This is a genomic window from Roseibium sp., assembly GCF_965233565.1.
GTDB lineage: Bacteria > Pseudomonadota > Alphaproteobacteria > Rhizobiales > Stappiaceae > Roseibium.
Genome location: NZ_OZ247494.1, coordinates 770,793 through 789,694, shown reverse-complemented (window position 1 = coordinate 789,694; position 18,902 = coordinate 770,793). Strand labels below are relative to the sequence as shown.

The following is an 18,902-nucleotide window of genomic DNA, read 5'->3' as shown; positions in this document are numbered from 1 at the left end:
CCCTGCACAGAGACCTGATGGAACTTGCGGGGATCAAACGAGTAGCCGGACGACGTTGAGCGGTTCGGCTTTTCCCTTGACCTTTTGCGGCCCGATTGGCTGCTGTGCGAGGTCTTCTCCCAGTTTCCTAGCGATCTCCTCGGAGGCCAGGATCACGACTTCGGCAGTTGCATCGATTTCCTTGCCCAGGCTTTCCAGGCGCGAGGCGGCATTCACCGTGTCGCCGATCACGGTGTAGTTGACGCGCTCAGGCGCGCCGATGTCGCCGACAACAAGCGGCCCCATATGAAGCCCGATGCGGAAGCGAACGGGCAGTTCACCGCGTTCGATACGGGCCTGGTTGTCGGTCATGACGGCGCGGGCCATGGCAAGTGCCGCCCTGGCCGCCGGGGCCGCCGCATTTTCCAGCCGTTCCGGAGCGCCCCAGAAGGCCATGACGCTGTCGCCGATATATTTGTCGATGGTGCCGCCTTCCCTTGTGATCTCGGCACCTAGCAGCGACAGATGGTGGTTGACGAAGGCGGCCGTCTCGGTCGCCGACATGCCTTCAGAAGCGGACGTGAAACCGGCAATATCGGTAAAGAGCACCGCCACCTCGCGCTCTTCCGGCGGGGCGTCGGCACGGCCCTCGCTCAAGAGCTTCTGCACAAGAGTTGTGGGCACATATCGGTTGAACGCCGTCAGCCCGCCGACCATGGCATTGAAGCCTTTCGACAGGTCGTCCAGTTCCCGGATCACGCTGGAAGGGAGCGGCGGGACAGCGGCAAGGTTCAGGTTGGCGACCTCCTTGGCAGCGCTTGAGGCACGCTGGACCGGCCGTGCAATCCGCTGAGCCAGTAGAACGGCGCCGATCAGCGAGATGAACAGCAGTCCGGTCCCTACCAGGACGGCAAACAGGACCTGCTGCAACGGTTGGTCCAGGAATTCGGCCGGGAAATGCACGCCGATCCGCGCTGGCAACCCCAGCAGGTTCTCGTTCTTCTGTTCCAGAACGACAAACCGCTTCTGACCGTCTTCGGTATGACCGACATGAAGATCGAGATCCTCGCCAAGATCGAAGGAGGCATTGTCCAGTTTCGGCATCTGTTCGAACCTGGCGAGAAAGGCATCCGGCACGTGCTTGACCGGAAACAGCGGCATGGATTCGCTCAAGGAGTCGAAAGCCTGATCGAGCGTCGGGTGAGCGATGATGTCATGGGAGTCTTCCTTCATCAGAAAGACATTGATGTCGTCGGTGGAGATGTACCAGGTGATTTCGGACATCCTGTCCAGAGACATGCCAACCATCAGGCTGCCGCGATATGTTGTGTCCTCATAGAGTGGCCGGACATAGACGAAATAGGTGTGTTTGCGCTCCTTCATGTAAAGCGGAGCGCTCCAGAACGGCTCTTTGTCTTGTCTGGCCTGGTCAGTCAGCTTGATGAGTTCGGGAATGTCTTTTGCAAGATCGACATCACCGCCGAGCAGTTTTCCGTCGGCATCTCCTCGGTCAACATCCACGCCCAAATCCTGGTCGTCGACCATCACCAGAAAGGAAACCTGCTGGACCGGTGCCAGCACACCAAAAAGATAGGTCACCAGCAGGTCTGGGTCGTCGAAGGGCAGCTCACCGGCTTCCCAGGAAAGGGCCGTGTATTCGGAGGCCTCGGTGACCGCGTGAAGCTGCTCGACAAAAGCGATCTCGGCCGAATCCATACCAATGTCGACAATTTCTCCCCCGAGCTGGCGCACGACAGTCGAAGAGGTAAAGGCCTGTATCAGCAGAATGGCGGCTGCCGTGATCAGAACAAATGTTCCGATGACGGTGGCAAGTGTCGGCGTGATGAAGAGTTTCGTTTGTCGAGACACAATGGCAACCCGGATCAGGATCGGTGGATTTCACATTGTGTATCTGTTCCAAATTCCGGCGGTCAGGGCAATGCGGGACCGTGGACATGCCTCAAACAAAAGCCCGAGCGGCTGACCGCTCGGGCTTTTCCGGTTTTCAAGTCGGTGGTCAGGCCTAGGACGTCTTTTCCTGCGGATCGAACGTGTGACCGTAATCAACGGCGATTTCGTAGTCGGGGTCTTCCAGAACGGAGACCTCCACAAGATTACCGGCCTTGTGCAGCAGTTTCTGACAGTCAGGCGACAGGTGCCGCAGATGCAGACGCTTGCCGGCGGCTTCGTATTTGGACGCCAGGGCATCGATCGCTTCCAGGCCCGAGTGATCGACCACCCGGCTGTCGATGAAGTCGACGACCACGTCTTCCGGGTCTTTCTGCGGATCGAACAGATCGACAAAGCCGGTGGTGGAGCCGAAGAACAGCGGGCCGCTGAGGCGATAGACCTTCCAGCCTTCCTTGCTGGTGCCGATACGCGCGTCGATGCGGCTGGCGGCATTCCAGGCATAGGCGAGCGCCGAGATGATGACGCCGACAACCACGGCGACAGCCAGGTCGGCATAGACGGTCACACAGGTGACCACGACCATGACCAGCGCATCGGTGAGCGGGATCTTGTGCACGATCTTCAGGCTGGCCCAGGCAAAGGTGCCGATCACCACCATGAACATGACACCGACGAGCGCTGCAACGGGGATCTGCTCGATCAGCGGCGAGGCGATCACGATAAAGGACAACAGGAAGAGCGCGGCCGCGATGCCGGAGATGCGGGTGCGGGCACCAGATTTCACGTTGATCATCGACTGGCCGATCATGGCGCAGCCGCCCATGCCACCGAAGAAGCCGGTGACGATATTGGCAGTGCCCTGGGCAACACATTCCTTGGACGCGCCGCCCTTGGTGTTGGTCAGGTCAGCAACAAGGTTCAGCGTCAGCAGGGATTCAATCAGGCCGATCGCGGACAGGATGACCGCATAAGGGAAGATGATCTGGAGCGTTTCCCAGGTCAGGGGCACCATCGGAATATGAAACTCGGGCAGGCCACCGGCGATGGAGGCGAGGTCGCCCACCGATCGCGTGTCGAGGTCGAAGCCGAGAACAAGGCCGGTCACGACCAGGATGCCGGCCAGGGGGGCCGGGAAGGCCTTGGTGAACCGTGGCAGGAACCAGATCACGGCCATGGTCAGGGCGATCAGGCCGAGCATCAGGTAAAGCTGGGATCCGGTCATCCAGGCCAGACCTCCGGCGCCGTCCGGCACCTTGAACTGGCCGAGCTGGGCCAGGAAAATCACGATGGCCAGACCATTCACGAAACCAAGCATGACCGGATGCGGCACCATGCGGATGAACTTGCCCCACCGGAGCAGGCCGACAGCGATCTGGATCACGCCCATCAGGACAACCGTCGCAAACAGGTATTCAACCCCGTGCTGGGCGACCAGGGACACCATCACCACGGCGAGGGCGCCGGTCGCGCCGGAGATCATGCCCGGACGGCCACCGATGCAGGCGGTGATGAGACCGACAAAGAACGCTGCGTAAAGGCCGACAAGCGGATTGACACCCGCGACAAAGGCGAAGGCAACCGCCTCCGGCACAAGCGCAAGGGCCACGGTCAGACCGGCAAGAAGCTCGGTCTTGATGCGCATGGCATCCATTTTTACAGGTTTGACAGGCGCAAGGCCTTCCGCGCGTGCTGACACGAGCTGCTCCAGTTAATTCGTGTGGTTTAGAAGGCCGGTGCCAGATCTGCCCGCGTCTGACTCCTTGACCAAAATCAAGCTGCGACCTTTTAGTTGATTTTTTGCAACGCAGCAAGGTTGCCATCGGATAGCTGCTATGCAGACGCCAGGCGTGCCCTCGTATTTCGATTACCTTCGAAGAAGCGTAACTTTGTGCAATTCAGAATTGAATTTATGGTAGATTAAACTATTAATTTTCCTTTCTTTACGTAATGTTTGTCAATAGATTGCGTTTTTCCCTTTTGTAAACAATTTCATTTATCTTTGTTTTCAGCGTGCAAAGAGGCCGCTCAAAGGAGCGGTCAAGGCAAAGCCCGGGACATGACAGCTAGTTTCTCCGCGAAGCAACCGTTGGAAGCCGGACATAGCCTGTGTGCTCGAGGGGATAGTGTTGCTCTGGCGTCTCGGACCCTTTTTTGTCGTCGTCTTCCTTCTCGCCTCCTCAATGATGGCACAGGCGCAGGAACGGCTTGTTTTTGCAACGATTGAAAACACGCCAAACGGGCGAATAGGCGCTGTCATCTTAAAAGAGGCTTATGGACGCCTTGGCATTGAGGCCGACATTTACAAAACCTCCGGCAAGCGTGGCCTGCTTCAGTCCTCGGCAGGTGTTCTGGATGGTGAAGTTGTCCGCTTCAAGCTTATTGGCGACCTGCATCCGACGCTTCTGCGGGTCGACGTGCCCCTGATCGAATTTGCGATTACGGTCTTCGTCAACCAGTCGGATGTATCAGAAGTAGCCGTCCTGGATCTGTCCACGCTCCGGATTGGTCATCTGGCGGGAGCCGTAAAACTTGCCCAGCTCACGCAAGGTTTTGACGACGTCTGGAAGGCGGGGTCCAACACCGAGTTGTTCGGAATGCTTGCCGCCGGTCATCTGGAGGCGGTTGTCAGCGCGTCCGTTGCAGGCCGTATCGCAGCAAAGCAGTTGGGCTTGAAGGGAATTGAAGAGCTCGATCCGCCCCTGGAGAGGGAGAACCTCTATCACTTCCTTCATGAAAAGCACGCCCACCTCGTCCCGAAACTGACACGGGTACTGAGACATATGCGCGAAACAGGAGAGTTGCAGGCCCTGATTGATGCCGAGATAACCGCCATGATGGGAAGCGTCAGTCCAGCGTTGAATGCAGAAAAGCAGTGAGGCTCGAAATACTTAGGTAACTTCTTGGTGTTCCGGTCAAAAGTTACAATGTTTTGGGTCTGTTGTTGCTGCTATCCTCCAAATCAGAGAAAACAACAAATAAAAATGTAACCGGAGGTTGTTGATTTGCTTGTATCCTCTATCAGGTTGCTTCTTGTTCTTGCGGTGTTCGCAGCAGCTCTGCTCCCCGCGCGCGCTGACAATATGGTCATGGCCACAGACGACTGGCCACCCTTCCGGATTTCGACCGAACATGGCCTTGTGGGACTTGATCTCGATTTCATCGATGAAGTTGCTCGCCGCGCCGGTGCGGAGTTGACCGTTTCCAAGATGCCCTGGGGACGCGGTCTGACATCGATGCAGTCCGGCTCAGTCGATGTGATGACAGGCCTGGCCTACAGGGATGAACGCGCCGAATACATCGCCTATACCGACACGCCCTATTTCAAGTGTTCAACCGCGTTCTATACGATTGCGGGCCTTGCGGATAAAATTCAGACCTATGAGGACCTGGCGGACCATCAGGTCGGCTATGTGCTGCACTCCGCCTATTTCGACCGGTTCGACAATGACGAGTCCCTCGACAAGGTGGGTGTTGCCCAGGAGCAGATCCTGATCGAGATGCTGATGCGCCGCCGCTTCGGTGTCATGATCGGAACCGACTGCCAGGTCGACTATTTCATCAAGGAACAGGGCTTTGCCGGAAAGATCGAGAAGACGCCGTACGTTCCCGGCAATTCCGTCGACCTTTACCTTGGTGTCTCGAAAAAATCCGATTGGGCCGAGAAACTTGATCTCCTCAACAAGGTGGTCAAGGAGCTCGTCGATGAAGGTTTTGTCGAACAGATCTCGCAAGATTATTACGGGACCCATTCCTGACCCTCGAAAGATCATTGCCTCCTGATCGCCGACTGGCAGGCCCCGGTGCAGGAAAACCTGTGCTTTTCAATGCAGCGTCGGGAGGGAGAGGTCCCGTCCCGACGATAATAGACCGCCTATTGCCCGGCCGGGGTGCGCGGAGCTGCAGGCTGCTGTGACTGGCCAAGACTGGCGCCCAACAGCGCCGCAGCGCCGGCAAACCCGCTGTCACCGCCGACAACGGTGTTGGGCACGAGCTTGCCGACCAGCCCGACCAGTTCCGGTTTGCGCTCCAGTGAGGTCAGCAGTTTTTCAAGCGCTTGCAGCAGAGCCACACGGTCCTGACCGAGAACATCGACCTGGGCGCGCTGACCGCGGGCAAGTTCTTCCAGATACTGGCGTTCCGCACGGCCGAGCGCGGCACGTTCCTGCTCGCGCTGATTGGCCACCTGCACGGCGATCTGGGCTTCCACGAGCCGTGGCTGCTCGTCCGCCGTCGACCTGGCCTGCTCGGTTTCAATGCGTTTTTGCTGTGCGTCTGTTTCCCGCTCATAGGCGGTCGACAGCTGATCGGCGAGCTGAACGCGCAGGCGCGAGACCAGAAGTTCGGGCGGGATGGCAGGTTCTCCCAGTCGGATTTCGCGAATATCGACTCCAGCCTTGTTGCCCTCCACCTTGATCTGCTGCTCGATGGTCTGTTCGAGCGCATCCCGGTTTTCGATGAGATCGAGCACCCGTGTCGGGCGCACCGTGAAGCTTGGCGGCTGTTTCACCGTGCCGTCCGGATTCTTGTCCGGAACCCGGATCGAGGCGCCGGCGACATTGCGCACGATGGAACGGATTGCAGGGGTCAGAATGCGGTTCTCGATTTCATCGAGACCGCCGACAGAGCCGACCACGACCGGGGCGTTGTCAGGATCAACCTGCACCAGGGCGCGCAATTCCAGGGGGATGTCCCAGCCCTCGACCTTGACGAAGACCGCGCGGTCGGCGGCGTCACCGGGGATCTGTTCCTGTTCCGCGCGTTCGTTCTGCTGGATGTTGCCCTGCTGGTCGACGGAGAGATCGATGATGCGCTTGGTGTAGCCGCCCTTGTATTCCCAGGTCTGGACGCGCGTGTCGACGAGGGTGACTTCATAGGCCTGTCTGTTGAGATAGTAGGCGCCCGGAAACAGGGGCTCCTTCCAGATGCCGACGCAACCGCGAGGCACGAGGGGCACCGTCAGAGCCTCGCGGGACACCGCCGAAGCGGAGACCTCCTCTTCGACACAGTTGATGCCCGGCTGGCTGACATTGGATTTCACGACACCGACATGGCCGGCCGGAATGATGGTTGCGTCGGTGTTTTCGTCGAGACGCACATCAAACAGATAGCGGTTGAGGCGATACTGTCCGGGTTTGAGGACGGTTTCCTGGGGGCCGCGCAGTCCGCCTTTGGTCAGGAAACTGTCGGCCTTCAGCATGTCTCCGACACTTTCGTCCGGTATGGCCGGTGCCATGAACATGCCGGATGGCATCGCCGCGCCGTCCAGTGCGGTCAGCTGGCCATAGTAGCCCTCCGGAATGGTAACGACTTCCCATTCCTCGAAGTCATAGAGAACGCGCACCAGCGGAATGAAATGGAAGCCCGGTCCGAGGATCTGCGCCTGCGGGCCCTTTTCGCCGTCGAGGGCGATGATGCGGCCCTCGGGAAGTTCCTTGAAGGCATAGATGCGTTTCAGATGACCGACACCATTGGCGTCGACAAAGATGAAGGAGGTCGACAGCAGCATGAATGCGCCGACCAGGACCAGGGCGATGCCCATGAACCGGCTGGCGAAGACACGCAGAAGCCTATGCCCGCCGGAGGGAGCAGCTGTCTTGCGCAATATAATGGCTGCACCCAGAACGATTGCGACAATTCCAACGATCACACCGAGCATTGCAGCGCCCTCCCGCATGGCTTCAGACCTAGGTTTCATCAGATCGCCGGGAGCGGGCGGAGTCAAATCCCGTGCCCGGAATTTCCGGGTTTTTGATCATGGGGAGCGCGGAATTCGCTCGACGGACCATTGGTGGAGGATTAGAACCTGCAAAAACAGGCCCGGGAGGAAACATGAAACCGACCAATCCGGTCTTTACCGGCATCGACACGACCGTGTTTGAAACCATGTCCCGTCTGGCCATGGCGCACGAGGCCGTCAATCTCGGTCAGGGCTTTCCGGATGTGGATGGCCCGGAAGACATCCGCACTGTTGCCGCGGAGGCGTTGATCGCCGGTCCGAACCAGTATCCACCCATGCTCGGCCTGCCCGCGTTGCGACAGGCCGTCGCCGATGCCAACAAGCGTTTTTATGGTCTGGATGTTGATCCGGGCTCTGAAGTCATGGTCACCTCCGGTGCAACCGAAGCACTGGCCGACTGCCTGTTCGCGCTGGTGTCTCCCGGCGACGAGGTTGTCCTGATCGAGCCGCTGTATGACTGTTATCTGCCGCTGGTGAAGCAGGCTGGCGGCGTTCCCGTCCGTGTGCGCGTGACGCCACCCACCTGGGATCTCGACAGGGAGGCGCTCAGGCAGGCATTTTCAGAAAAGACCAAGGCCATTCTCATCAACAACCCGATGAACCCGACGGCCAAAGTGTTTACCGAAAGCGAGTTGCAGCTGATTGCCGACCTGTGTGTCGAACGCGACGCCTATGCCATCTGCGATGAGGTCTATGAACATCTGGTGTTCGATGGTGCCCGGCACCTGCCGCTCATGGGCTTTGACGACATGCGCGGGCGTACCGTGCGGATCGGCTCCGCGGGCAAGACCTTTTCGCTGACCGGCTGGAAGGTCGGTTATGTGACCGGTCCTGCGGCGCTGATGGACCCGATCGCCAAGGCGCACCAGTGGGTCACCTTCACCACACCGCCCAACCTGCAGAAGGCGGTGGCCTATGGGCTTGCCAAGGACGACAGCTATTTCACCGGTCTTGCCGGCGACCTGACGGCCAAGCGGGACCGCATGGCAGCTGGCCTGACCGCGCTCGGCTTTTCGGTTCTGCCCTGCGCGGCGACCTATTTCCTGACCTGCGGCATAGGGGGGCTGGGGCTTGGCGCAACGGATGTGGAGGCCTGCGAGACGCTGGTGCGCGATGCGGGCGTTGCTGCCGTTCCCGTTTCGGCTTTCTATGGCTCAGACGCGCCGACGGGCTTTATCCGCTTCTGCTTCTGCAAGAGAGAAGAGGTCATTGACGAAGCCCTGGCGCGCCTGTCGGCATTTTTGACTGCCGAACGCGCCGAATCCGCCTAGCCTGTCACCATGCAAGTCGTCTGAAATGAGAAATTACATGGACAATCCCGCCCTGGTCGATGTCACGAGAGGCAACCTCACCGAAAGTCTTCACCGGGGCAGCGTCGCCGTTGTCGACACGCAGGGGAAACTTGTTTTCGGGATTGGCAACGTGGAGGCCCGCGTTTTTCCGCGCTCCGCGATCAAGGCCCTTCAGGCCCTGCCACTGGTGGAGTCGGGTGCGGCCGATGCGCTCGATTTGACAGACGCCGAATTGTCTTTGGCCTGCGCCTCTCATAACGGTGAAGAGATCCATGCCAATTCGGCGCGGGTGATGCTGATGAAAGCCGGCCTGACCGAGGACGATCTGGAATGCGGTCCGCAATGGCCGAAACGCATGGAAGATGCCGCCCGCCTGATCCTGGACGATGAGACACCCTGTGGCTTGCACAACAATTGTTCCGGCAAACATGCGGGCTTTCTGGGGCTTGCCAGGGTGATGGGTGTTGACACCAAGGGGTATGTGGAGCCGGGTCACCCGGTTCAACGAGAGGTGAAACTGGCCATCGAGCAGATGACGGGCGACAAGCTGTCTGAAGATGTCTGTGGTGTCGATGGCTGCTCCATACCGACCTATGCATCGCCGATGCAGAGCTTTGCCCGCGCGTTTGCGGCGTTTGGCTCCGGTGAGGGGCTCGAACCATTGCGCGCCGATGCTGCGCAACGGATCTATGATGCCTGTATCAACGAACCCTATATGGTCGCCGGCGCCGACCGGTTCTGCACCAGGGTGATGGAGACCTTTCGCGGTCGCGTCTTCGTGAAAACCGGGGCAGAAGGTGTTTTCTGTGGCGCTGTTCCCGAACTCGGTCTCGGTATCGCTTTGAAATGCGATGATGGCGCAACGCGTGCGGCCGAGGTGATGATGGCAACAGTTCTTGAAGCCATGCTCGACCTGAACGACGAGGAAGCCGCGTTGCTGGACGGATTGGTCAACCCTCCGGTTTTGAACCGGCGCGGCATTCAGTCCGGCCACATCAAGCCGCGGCAGGATTTTCTGGCAGCCTTGAAGGCGGAACTGCCGTAGGGCTCAACTGAGAGGCTTCACCCAACGCCTCTTCCTGAGGCGCCGCGGTAGCGGCGTTTCGAAGCATCGTCAGCTTCAATCCAATGAGCAACCTATGCTTCGAGACGGATCTGGCGGGCCTCCTCAGGATGAGGACATTTATGTGGTGATCTTATTCAGTCAAAAAGTTTTCTTCATCAGAACCTTGTTGCCTTTTCTTGAAGTTTCGCTCCAGCCGAGGTGGCTGTAAAGCGCGACGTTGCCGGGCATGGCGACATGCGTGGCCAGATGGATTTCCTGCGCACCACCGGCGCGGGCGAATTCTTCGACATGCTCCATCAGCAAACGGCCGAGACCCTTGCCCTTGGCGGCCGGGTCGACGGCGATGTTCATCAAATGTGCGGTGGCATCGGTCAGACTTAAGATTGCACAACCGGCAATCCGGCCTTCGAGTTCAGCCACAAAGACGTTGTGCGCCTCAATGTCTTCCGCAACGCCCGCAGAGACGTCGGGGAGGTCGGGCAACGCCGATTTTACCGGTTGATAGGCACGGTCGATACAGGTTTTCAAGGCTTCCGCGTCTTGCATTTTTGCCATTCGAATGGCTGGGTGGGCGCTTGTCTTTGTCATTGGAGCTCTCTCATGGCGCATCGTCCCGGTCTGTCTTTCCGTTTCACCCACGCAATCACCCGCACGCCAGCCGACAGTGTTGCCAATGGCATCCGGGCGGTGGATGCCGGAGATCCGAGTGGTGAAAAATTCCGGCAGGAACATGGGCTCTATGTGTCGGCGCTGCAAGAGGCAGGGCTGACCGTTGACGTTCTTCCGGCGCTGGAGTCGTTTCCAGACAGCTGTTTCGTCGAGGATCCGGCATTCTGCCTGCCCGAAGGCGCCATTCAGCTCAGGCCGGGTACAGCGAGTCGGGAAGGGGAAGGCAAGGAAATCCGCGCCGCACTCGACAATCGTTTCGGCAAGGTCGTCGAACTGCCCGGGGCCGGCCATGTCGATGGCGGCGATGTGCTGATGCTGGACGATGTCATCCTGATCGGCCTGTCGGCGCGCACCGATCGCGACGGGGCAGAAGCCTTTGCCAAGGTGCTGGGAGACTGGGGTTACAACGCCGAAGTCTGCGAGACACCCGAAGGCGTTCTGCATTTCAAGACCGCGTGTTCGACGCTTGGCGATGATGTGATCCTGGCCACAAAGGTGATGGCCGACAGCGGTTTCTTTGGCCCACGCAAGACCGTCGTGGTGCCGGAAGGCGAAGACTACGCGGCGAATGTCATTCGGGTGAATGATGTGGTGCTGGTACCGGAAGGTTATCCCAGGACGCTCGCTGCCATCGAGGCGGCCGGCTTCAGGACGGTCGTTCTGCCGACCCATGAAGCCCGCAAGGTCGATGGTGGATTGTCCTGCCTGTCCTTGCGGTTTGCCCTGACCTAGGAGGTTCCCGACCGGATAACGCGCATCCGGACGGGAACTGTTTCTGAAAAGCCTGTTACGATGACACGGTCAGAACAAGTTCGAGTGCATCTCCGCTGATCCGGACGGATGGCGTGATACCGTCCGGAAAGGCATTGAACCTGGCCCGCTGTGCGAGGCTCTGCAGCCCTGCCGACGAACCGGGGGCGGTGATCAATGTCGATACCGTGGACTTGGTTCCAACCGGGACAAAATAAATTCCTGCATTGATCTCGAGCGTGCCGCCGGACACGTCAACGGTGTCGGTCAGGGTGAGGTGTGCATTGAGACCCTTGAAATTGTCGATCTGGAATTTCAGGTTGCCGCCGGACTGCTGGTAATTCCTGACCGAACAGGTGCCGGTCGCCCCCATCTGAAAATCACCGCTGGTGTTGATGATGGTGTGGGCGCTGTTGCCGTTGAAGACCCCGTGCGGGTGGCTGTCGCTGACGACACCGCAGAACTGGCCGCCGTCTTTCAACTCGATCTTGTGGACATTCGTCCCCTGAATGCTGCCCGGATCCTGAAAGTTGTTTCCAACCACCTCGATCGTGTCCTTGCTCCACAGGCAGGCGGTGCCATCGGAGGAGACCTGGCAGATCTTGTCGATTGCGGTTCGGCCCACAATGAAGAAGACACCCGGGTCGATTTTCAGGAACGACTCGTCCTCCAGGGTCAGCGGACCCATGGCGGGTTGTGCGAGTTTCAGGTCCTCGTCCAGGCAGCTTCGCCCGGACTGGCCTTCCGGCGTTCCCTTGACGGTGATGATGGATTGCGCCGTCACAACAGGAAGCCTGTTGAACAGGATCCCGCCCAGGATAAGCCCGCCATATACGCCCAGAGTCAGGTTGCCGTCGATGGTGAACCGTTCACCGGCGGGGATCTCGAACCCGGCATCGTTGCCGACGGTCAGGTTTGGCAGGGCACCACCGGTGACGCCTTTGAGCCTGGAGTTGCTGCCGTTGCCGTTGATGATGCTTCTGCCGGTGCCGCTGGCCCGGACACCATAGGTGACGGCGGCACCCTGTTCGACCGTCAGGACCGCAAAGCCGCCATCCTGGATTTCGCTGTCCGTCGAACTTGTAACGGTTGCGTCTTTTTGGAAAGCCGTTGTGTCCGCGCTCAGCGAGAAGGACGCCACAATGTCGATTGTGTTCGTCTCTCCGGCGTTCACTTTCGCAATTGCGGCATTTAACTCCGTCTCACTCGAGACGGATACGGTTACGTCTGCAGTCAGTACGTCGGCCATTGGATGCCCCCTGTCAATCAAGAAATGCAACCAATGGTGATGTGAAAGTCCTAATGCACTCTAAAAGAGGGTGGTGAAATTCTGCCCTGCATCCTATGATTTACGTCGCCGCTTCTGCGATTCAGGCTGCGATCTGGTTGCCATGGATGGTCAGGTTGGCAAATTCTGAGGCATTGTTGAGCTCCCCGGTGGCTTTTTCCAGCCATCGGTAGCCGTTGATGGCACCCGACTTCGAGCCCTGAACGATGTTCCCCGTAATCACCGCCGCGCCGGCCCCGTCGACAACTGTTACCGCAATGCCGGTGCCGCAGTCGCGAATGACATTCTGCGAAGCGGCGACGTTGCGCATATAGGGGCCCCAGCCGAGCATCAGTCCGAATTTGGGTGCACCTTCAACCACATTGCCTGTCAGGGTCGTGTCGGCTTCCACCGCTATGCCGATGCCGAAACCGGCCACTTCGGGCGGGTAGGGGCCGTCTTTCTTGATGTTGCGAATGAGATTGCCGGAACAAACGGCCATGCGGCCGCCGTCCATGAAATTGGCAATCGAAATGCCGATCGTGCCGCCGTCGACAATGTTATTGGCAATGACTGCGCCCTGGAAGCCGAATTCGGAATAGATGGCAGTCTCGCCAGAGCGCAGGCATGAATTGCCGATTATCTGGACGTTGGAGCCGGCATTGGACCGGATCGCGGAAAAGGCGCAATCTGCGACGCGATTGTTGGAGACCATCACGCCATGGGCGCGGAAGACATTGATGCCATTGCCGAACTGGCCGGTGCCGCCATAGCGGGCGCCGATGCGTTCGACGCGGTTGCCGGAGACAATGGTGCCGTCTTCGCCTTCACGCCAGCGATGCACCCAGATGCCGCCATTGGCGCAATCGGTCACCGTGTTGCCGATAATCGCGAGCCCGGTCGCCTCGTTCGAGCGCAGACCGGCCTCGGCAGCGCCCGAAATTCGGCAGTTCTCGACACGTCCGGAGCAGCGGTCCATCAGGAGGCCCATCTTCGTCGATCCCGTGATCTCGCAATTGTCGAGTGTCACGTTGCGGCAGCCAATAAAATGCAGCAGGCCTTCAGTGAAGTCACCGATCGAGCGATTGGCGCCGTCAAAGGTAATGCCGGTCAGGCCGATGTTGGAAACGCCTTCGGCACGGATGAGTTGGCCACCACCACCTTGATAGACGAGACGGGTTCGGCCCGGAACGCCGACGATCAAGGTACCTGACGGCAGCCGCAGGTTGGCAACCGGGTAGGTTCCGGCCGGCAGAAACAGCGCGCGGCCGCGCTCCACGGCCCGGTTGACGGCATTCTGGAATTGAGCGGTCTGGTCGTTGGCCGCATTCGGGAGCAGGCCGAGATCTTCCGAATCGATCGAGCCGCGCAGATCGGCGACCTTCATCTGGGCATGGGCAACTGTCCCGGAAAGGCACAGTGCTGTCCCGGCAAGAAACGCGCGGCGGTTCAGATTCGGTACGAAACGGGTCATCGGCCAGCCATTTACTCAATTTGCGTCCCGGTTCGGGATGCGGTTCGGTGTCTGGTCCGGAAATCGCAAGTCTCGTGCCGACTGGCGGCATCATTTCAAAAGAAAACCGGCCGGGAAGAACCCGGCCGGCTTTTCGGTCGTATGGGGCCACAGGGGATCAGAGTTCAGCCGGGTCGGCGTCCTTCAGGTCGCCCCACTTGCCGTCAGCGGCGTCGATGAAGCCAGGGATGTCGCCGTTCCAGCGTTCCTGAATGCTTGCAGACAGGTTCAGGTAGAGCTTGCCGTCGACGATCTTCCAGAGGTCCGGGTCACCATCAACCTTGACGCCCATGGCCGTTCCGAAGGCGCAGAAGCCACCATATTGCGGCAGGTACTGGTCCGGATTTTCCTTGAAGAGATCGCGGTTTTCTTCCGAAACGAAACGATAGGTGGCACCATTGTGGACGGCGGTGATGGCAAAGTCACCATCCTGCGGTGCGCCGTTGGTGAAATAGGAAACCGGGTCGACACCGCGCAGGGCCAGACCGGTCACCGTTGCATTGACGTCGAAGCCGGCGCCAAATGCGCTGGAGACAAGGCCGGTAACAATTACGAAGGCGGCAACGGAGCCGCGGATCAGATTGGCAATCATTTCTAGACACTCCCGAGGGGTTGAAGCTGGCCGGCCGTTTGCGGATTGTGCTGCTTGCCTTTTTTCGGTACCATTTGGTTCCTAATTGGGTGCAGAGCCGCGTTTCAGCCGGTGCGTTAGACATAGAGTTAGGAACCGTTTGGTACAAAACACAAGCGCGTGAGATGTCGGTGAAGAGATCGTGATACAGCCAAGGATGGAGAAACATGGCCAGACCGCGTGAGTTCGATCCTGAGATCGCCATGGATCGGGCAATGGCCCTCTTCTGGGATGTCGGCTACGAAGAAGCGTCGCTGGCGGAGCTTCTGTCGGCGATGGAGATCACAAAGGGCTCGTTCTACAAGGCTTTCCAGGACAAGCAGTCTATCTATCTGGCGGCCCTGGACCGCTACAATGACCAGGTTGTCAGCGGTACGGTTGCTTTTTTGACGGACGTCAGCCAAGGCACCGGCTGTGACCGTATTCTGGGCCTGTTCGGCCGGATTTCCGAGGCGGTCCAGCGCGACGGCGACCGGCTTGGCTGTTTCCTGTGCAACGCCATGATCGACAAGGCCGGGGGCGGCGAAGCCGAGGCCAGGTTACAGGCCATGACGCGCCGGCTGGAAGGGGCCTTTCAACGCGCGCTTCTGGATGACGGCTGGGACACCAAAACGGCTCAACGGACCGCCAGAGGCATTCTGTCGGCCTATTTCGGTCTGCGGGTTCTCGGGCGTGCCGGTCTGTCGTCAGACATGGCAGCTGACTGCATCGGTCAGGTAGAGCGGCTGCTGAAGCCCGATTGAGGGAGTAAAACAACGTGCATGGGCAAGGCAGGAGGGACTGACGGCAGCACATCTTGAGGAAACGCGAAAGCGCCACTTCGAAGATTGCGCACTTGCCCGGAAGCCCGTTGGAAGACGCAGGACAAATGCATCTCACACCATCTGTCTGGCCACTTCCTCCAGGATGAGCACCGCGGCATTTTCCACCTTGGAAAACTCGGGTCGTTGATCATCCGGACCGTCCGGCAGCTTGGGCACATGCACGAAAATGCTCGGAATGCCGGAGCCGATGGAATCCCAGAGCGTGGCATTGCACAGATAGGTGCCCGCATCGTCCGACAACACAGCGGGGGCGTCTGCCAGACAGGCTGCAGCGCGAAGCGGTTCTGCAGGCAGGGTCGAGGCACGAGCCTGTTCGGCTCCAGCAGCCAGCTCCGGTTCGTCCGGCAGCTTTCCAGCTGCATCCGGACGCACCTGGTCGGTCTTGTTCACCGCACGGGTCTCGATATTGATTTCGGGACGGGTGCCGTCGACACCGAAATGGACAATCGCGACCGGCTTGATGTCCTGGCGCAGCTTATCCGTCACGTCCTGCCGTCCGGTCCAGGTGGTCGGCAGGACATGAAACGAGAAACGAATGCCTGGCGGCGGCGCGGCCAACCGGTCAGGCAGGGACTGCATCAGCTGTTGCGTTGGATTGACTGGGGCTCCCGGAAAGGGCGAAAAGCCGGTGACCAGAATTGTCTTGCGATCAGCTTCAGTCATTCATTCAGTCCCATCAGATCTGCCAGTTCGTCAACGGCCAGGGAAACAGCTGTTGTACCGCCGCGCACCTCTGCTTCCAGCGTGGTCAAGCGCTGGCTGGTGCGCTTGTTGGTTCTCAGGGCTTCCATCATGCGCTGCTGCAGCATATCCCACATCCAGGCGACCTGTTGCCGGCTGCGCTTGTCTGCCCATTCGCCGCTTGCTTCCATGCGTTCGCGGTAAATACCGATCTGCTGCCAGAGCTGGTCAAGACCTTCATTGGCAAGCCCGGAGACCGTGATGACGGGCGGCGTCCAATTGGGGGATTTGGGCGCCAGAATATGCAGCGCAGCCCGATAATCCGAGGCTGCCGAGCGTGCACGCGTGGCGCCGTCGCCATCAGCCTTGTTGACGGCAATCATGTCGGCGATTTCCAGAACGCCCTTCTTGATGCCCTGCAACTCGTCGCCGGCTCCGGGCAACATCAGCACCAGGAAGAAATCGACCATGTCGGCAACGGTTGTCTCGGACTGACCAATACCCACGGTTTCCACGAGGATCACATCAAAACCCGCCGCTTCGCAGAGCAGCATGGTCTCCCGTGTCTTGGCGGCGACACCACCAAGGGTTCCGGCTGACGGAGAGGGGCGGATGAATGCATCCCTGTCGACCGCCAGGCGTGCCATGCGGGTCTTGTCGCCAAGGATGGAGCCGCCGGTGCGTGTGGAGGAGGGGTCAACCGCGAGCACGGCGACCTTGTGTCCGGCAGCCGTCAGGTTGGAGCCGAGCGTATCGATCGTCGTCGACTTGCCCACGCCAGGAACGCCGGTGATACCGACACGCAGCGCTTTTCCGGTCAACGGCAGCAGATCCTGAAGCAACCGTTGAGCAATCTGGCGGTGCTCGGTCTTTTTTGATTCCACGAGCGTGATCGCGCGCGCAAGCGCTGCGCGTTTTCCGTTGCGCAGGTCCTCGGCAAGGCGGGCTGGGTCAAGTGCGTTTGGTCTGGCGGTCATTTCAATGGCTTTACCGCAGGTCGCGGCAAAGGTCACGGTCCCTAAAGGGAGAAGGCGGACGGCAAGGCAACAGTCCCGGACTTTTTGACCTATGCCAAGCTCAAGGCCATGCTCAAGGATTGATGTTACGGGCCAAATCCGTGTTAGATACGCCCGATTGAAAAGAAACGTTTCCACCTTGGTGCAGCATGACACCCCTGTCTTATCTGAAAGCCCCGTTCTGGGTTCTGGGTCTTGCCGGAACCGACAAGTCGACGCGCAAGAACCCGCTTTTGGGTAGCGAAAAGCTCAACAGCTGGGGGCTGCATAAAAAACGCGTCGCTCTCGCTGCCAGTCTGGCGGCTTCCCGGCGCGCCCGGCTCGCCCGCCTGCTGGATCCGGAACAGCGCGCGTTTTTCGACGAGAACGGCTATTTCCTGGTCAGGAATTTCCTGGCCGACGAGGTGTTTGCCCAGCTGAAGGAAGAGGTGTTCAATCAGACATTTCCGACCAGGGAAATGCGTCAGGGGCAGGCGGTGACACGCATGACCCTTTTGCCGCCCAAGGTGCTTGGCAAGAACCCGGCAATTGCGCAGGCCGTGCGTGATCCACGCGCGATCAACATGCTTCGTTACGCGGCGTCGCAAGGCGGTCAGCCGCTCAACTTCCTCCAGACCGTCCTGGTCGAACCGCAAAAGGTGAAAAAGAAGGATCCGCAGTCCGACGCGCATGCGGATACGTTCCACGCCACCTCAAAGGCCTGGCTGTTCCTGCAGGATGTGGCCGAGGACGAGGGACCTTTCTTTTTTGTTCCGGGCTCGCACAAGCTCACCAGGGAGCGGCTCGAATGGGAATACGAGTGTTCGCTGACAGCCGCCAGGGATCCGCGCTCGCACCATGCCAGCGGTTCATTCCGCATTCGCACAGACGAGCTGGCCGCTCTTGGCCTGCCTCAGCCGGTCAAGATGGCGGTGCCGGAAAACACCCTTGTGGTGGCCGATACGTTCGCGTTTCACGGCCGCACGCCCTCCGACAAACCGACCATGCGTTCGGAGATCCACTGGCACATGCGCCGCAACCCGTTCCTTCCCTGGACCGGCGGTGATTTCAAGTCCCTGCCTTTCTTGAAAGACCGGGGCATGCCAGTGCTTATGGATCTCGCCGATGCCGCTGAAAAAACACTGAAAAAGCGCAACGTCTGGCGGCCGGTTGGGGACGTGAAGGTGCGCTCAAAGGCGCATGTTTGAAGCGGTCTGGTTACGGCGTTTTCAGGCACCAGTCAGGCACTTCGGCCTCATCCTGAGGAGCGCGCCCTGCGCGCGTCTCGAAGGGTCAGATACACATTCCTGAACAAGCTGCTTATCCTTCGAGACGGACCTGACGGCCCTCCTCAGGATGAGGTCTATTGTGTTGCGCGTCATTGAATAGAACAAATCCCACAGCATGCGCATGGTTGCGGCAGGTTTTCAGAACCACCATCTCCACTAGGCATGAAGTTTTTGAAGGGCCTTCGCGTTGACCCATCTCGATCTGTTCAAAACCATCAGCAGCAACAGCATTGTCGGGCTTGTAATCGATTTCTTTTGGAGTTTGTTCTTCGACCGCTATTCGGGTTGGCTAGGTCGA

At 59.3% G+C, this 18,902-nt stretch carries 16 protein-coding genes; 7 read left to right on the top strand and 9 right to left on the bottom strand.

The features are described 5' to 3' along the window. Nucleotides 1-33: 33 nt before the first annotated feature. Nucleotides 34-1,848, bottom strand: coding sequence for an adenylate/guanylate cyclase domain-containing protein (locus ACO6TG_RS03790; RefSeq protein WP_422376935.1), 1,815 nt, complete (start codon nt 1,846-1,848; stop codon nt 34-36). 154 nt (nt 1,849-2,002) lie between these two features. Beyond that, on the bottom strand, nt 2,003-3,541 hold the full coding sequence (locus ACO6TG_RS03785) for a SulP family inorganic anion transporter (protein ID WP_422378835.1): 1,539 nt from the start codon (nt 3,539-3,541) through the stop codon (nt 2,003-2,005). 475 nt (nt 3,542-4,016) lie between these two features. Here ACO6TG_RS03785 and ACO6TG_RS03780 point away from each other — a divergent pair, with 475 nt between their 5' ends. Further along, nucleotides 4,017-4,766, top strand: a complete 750-nt coding sequence (locus ACO6TG_RS03780; protein WP_422376934.1) for a substrate-binding periplasmic protein — start codon at nt 4,017-4,019, stop codon at nt 4,764-4,766. A 126-nt stretch (nt 4,767-4,892) separates the two neighbouring features. Further along, a complete protein-coding gene (locus ACO6TG_RS03775; protein ID WP_422376933.1) occupies nt 4,893-5,645 on the top strand; it encodes a substrate-binding periplasmic protein in 753 nt (250 codons plus the stop codon). 116 nt (nt 5,646-5,761) lie between these two features. Here ACO6TG_RS03775 and ACO6TG_RS03770 read toward each other — a convergent pair whose 3' ends face one another. Next, a complete protein-coding gene (locus ACO6TG_RS03770) occupies nt 5,762-7,585 on the bottom strand; it encodes a hypothetical protein (protein WP_422376932.1) in 1,824 nt (607 codons plus the stop codon). A gap of 134 nt (nt 7,586-7,719) precedes the next feature. Between ACO6TG_RS03770 and ACO6TG_RS03765 the strand changes: the two genes are divergently transcribed. Together ACO6TG_RS03765 and ACO6TG_RS03760 are read left to right on the top strand one after the other, a co-directional pair. Further along, nucleotides 7,720-8,898, top strand: a complete 1,179-nt coding sequence (locus ACO6TG_RS03765; protein WP_422376931.1) for an aminotransferase — start codon at nt 7,720-7,722, stop codon at nt 8,896-8,898. 37 nt (nt 8,899-8,935) lie between these two features. Continuing rightward, a complete protein-coding gene (locus ACO6TG_RS03760; protein ID WP_422376930.1) occupies nt 8,936-9,964 on the top strand; it encodes an asparaginase in 1,029 nt (342 codons plus the stop codon). Between the two features lie 159 nt (nt 9,965-10,123). Here the strand turns inward: ACO6TG_RS03760 and ACO6TG_RS03755 are convergent, their stop codons facing one another. Then, on the bottom strand, nt 10,124-10,573 hold the full coding sequence (locus tag ACO6TG_RS03755; RefSeq protein WP_422376929.1) for a GNAT family N-acetyltransferase: 450 nt from the start codon (nt 10,571-10,573) through the stop codon (nt 10,124-10,126). 12 nt (nt 10,574-10,585) lie between these two features. Here ACO6TG_RS03755 and ACO6TG_RS03750 point away from each other — a divergent pair, with 12 nt between their 5' ends. Beyond that, nucleotides 10,586-11,386 (top strand): dimethylarginine dimethylaminohydrolase family protein, encoded by an 801-nt coding sequence (locus ACO6TG_RS03750; RefSeq protein WP_422376928.1) that lies wholly within the window; start codon nt 10,586-10,588, stop codon nt 11,384-11,386. A 55-nt stretch (nt 11,387-11,441) separates the two neighbouring features. Here ACO6TG_RS03750 and ACO6TG_RS03745 read toward each other — a convergent pair whose 3' ends face one another. From ACO6TG_RS03745 to ACO6TG_RS03735, 3 genes are all read right to left on the bottom strand, one after another. Then, entirely contained in the window at nt 11,442-12,653 is a 1,212-nt protein-coding gene (locus ACO6TG_RS03745; RefSeq protein ID WP_422376927.1) for a hypothetical protein, read from the bottom strand. A 121-nt stretch (nt 12,654-12,774) separates the two neighbouring features. Continuing rightward, nucleotides 12,775-14,145 carry a TIGR03808 family TAT-translocated repetitive protein gene (locus ACO6TG_RS03740; RefSeq protein WP_422376926.1) on the bottom strand — a complete coding sequence of 457 codons (1,371 nt, stop codon included), beginning with the start codon at nt 14,143-14,145 and terminating at the stop codon, nt 12,775-12,777. 157 nt (nt 14,146-14,302) lie between these two features. After that, complete coding sequence (locus ACO6TG_RS03735; protein ID WP_422376925.1) at nt 14,303-14,776, bottom strand: YHS domain-containing (seleno)protein; 474 nt, start codon at nt 14,774-14,776, stop codon at nt 14,303-14,305. 206 nt (nt 14,777-14,982) lie between these two features. Between ACO6TG_RS03735 and ACO6TG_RS03730 the strand changes: the two genes are divergently transcribed. Further along, entirely contained in the window at nt 14,983-15,558 is a 576-nt protein-coding gene (locus ACO6TG_RS03730) for a TetR/AcrR family transcriptional regulator (protein WP_422376924.1), read from the top strand. A gap of 132 nt (nt 15,559-15,690) precedes the next feature. Here ACO6TG_RS03730 and ACO6TG_RS03725 read toward each other — a convergent pair whose 3' ends face one another. Both ACO6TG_RS03725 and meaB read right to left on the bottom strand, forming a co-directional pair. After that, nucleotides 15,691-16,302 (bottom strand): peptidase C15, encoded by a 612-nt coding sequence (locus ACO6TG_RS03725; RefSeq protein WP_422376923.1) that lies wholly within the window; start codon nt 16,300-16,302, stop codon nt 15,691-15,693. Then, a complete protein-coding gene (meaB, locus tag ACO6TG_RS03720) occupies nt 16,299-17,297 on the bottom strand; it encodes a methylmalonyl Co-A mutase-associated GTPase MeaB (protein ID WP_422376922.1) in 999 nt (332 codons plus the stop codon). The genes ACO6TG_RS03725 and meaB overlap by 4 nt, the downstream gene beginning before the upstream one ends. A gap of 188 nt (nt 17,298-17,485) precedes the next feature. Here meaB and ACO6TG_RS03715 point away from each other — a divergent pair, with 188 nt between their 5' ends. After that, the gene (locus ACO6TG_RS03715; RefSeq protein ID WP_422376921.1) at nt 17,486-18,523 is read left to right on the top strand and encodes a phytanoyl-CoA dioxygenase family protein; all 1,038 of its coding nucleotides are present in this window, start codon (nt 17,486-17,488) and stop codon (nt 18,521-18,523) included. Nucleotides 18,524-18,902: the final 379 nt, after the last annotated feature.

Coding starts and splice junctions, on each gene's coding strand:
- ACO6TG_RS03785 (WP_422378835.1), bottom strand. CDS start 3,541: ATGGATGCCATGCGCATCAAGACCGAGCTTCTTGCCGGTCTGACCGTG.
- ACO6TG_RS03770 (WP_422376932.1), bottom strand. CDS start 7,585: ATGAAACCTAGGTCTGAAGCCATGCGGGAGGGCGCTGCAATGCTCGGT.
- ACO6TG_RS03765 (WP_422376931.1), top strand. CDS start 7,720: ATGAAACCGACCAATCCGGTCTTTACCGGCATCGACACGACCGTGTTT.
- ACO6TG_RS03760 (WP_422376930.1), top strand. CDS start 8,936: ATGGACAATCCCGCCCTGGTCGATGTCACGAGAGGCAACCTCACCGAA.
- ACO6TG_RS03755 (WP_422376929.1), bottom strand. CDS start 10,573: ATGACAAAGACAAGCGCCCACCCAGCCATTCGAATGGCAAAAATGCAA.
- ACO6TG_RS03750 (WP_422376928.1), top strand. CDS start 10,586: ATGGCGCATCGTCCCGGTCTGTCTTTCCGTTTCACCCACGCAATCACC.
- ACO6TG_RS03745 (WP_422376927.1), bottom strand. CDS start 12,653: ATGGCCGACGTACTGACTGCAGACGTAACCGTATCCGTCTCGAGTGAG.
- ACO6TG_RS03740 (WP_422376926.1), bottom strand. CDS start 14,145: ATGACCCGTTTCGTACCGAATCTGAACCGCCGCGCGTTTCTTGCCGGG.
- ACO6TG_RS03735 (WP_422376925.1), bottom strand. CDS start 14,776: ATGATTGCCAATCTGATCCGCGGCTCCGTTGCCGCCTTCGTAATTGTT.
- ACO6TG_RS03730 (WP_422376924.1), top strand. CDS start 14,983: ATGGCCAGACCGCGTGAGTTCGATCCTGAGATCGCCATGGATCGGGCA.
- ACO6TG_RS03725 (WP_422376923.1), bottom strand. CDS start 16,302: ATGACTGAAGCTGATCGCAAGACAATTCTGGTCACCGGCTTTTCGCCC.
- meaB (WP_422376922.1), bottom strand. CDS start 17,297: ATGACCGCCAGACCAAACGCACTTGACCCAGCCCGCCTTGCCGAGGAC.
- ACO6TG_RS03715 (WP_422376921.1), top strand. CDS start 17,486: ATGACACCCCTGTCTTATCTGAAAGCCCCGTTCTGGGTTCTGGGTCTT.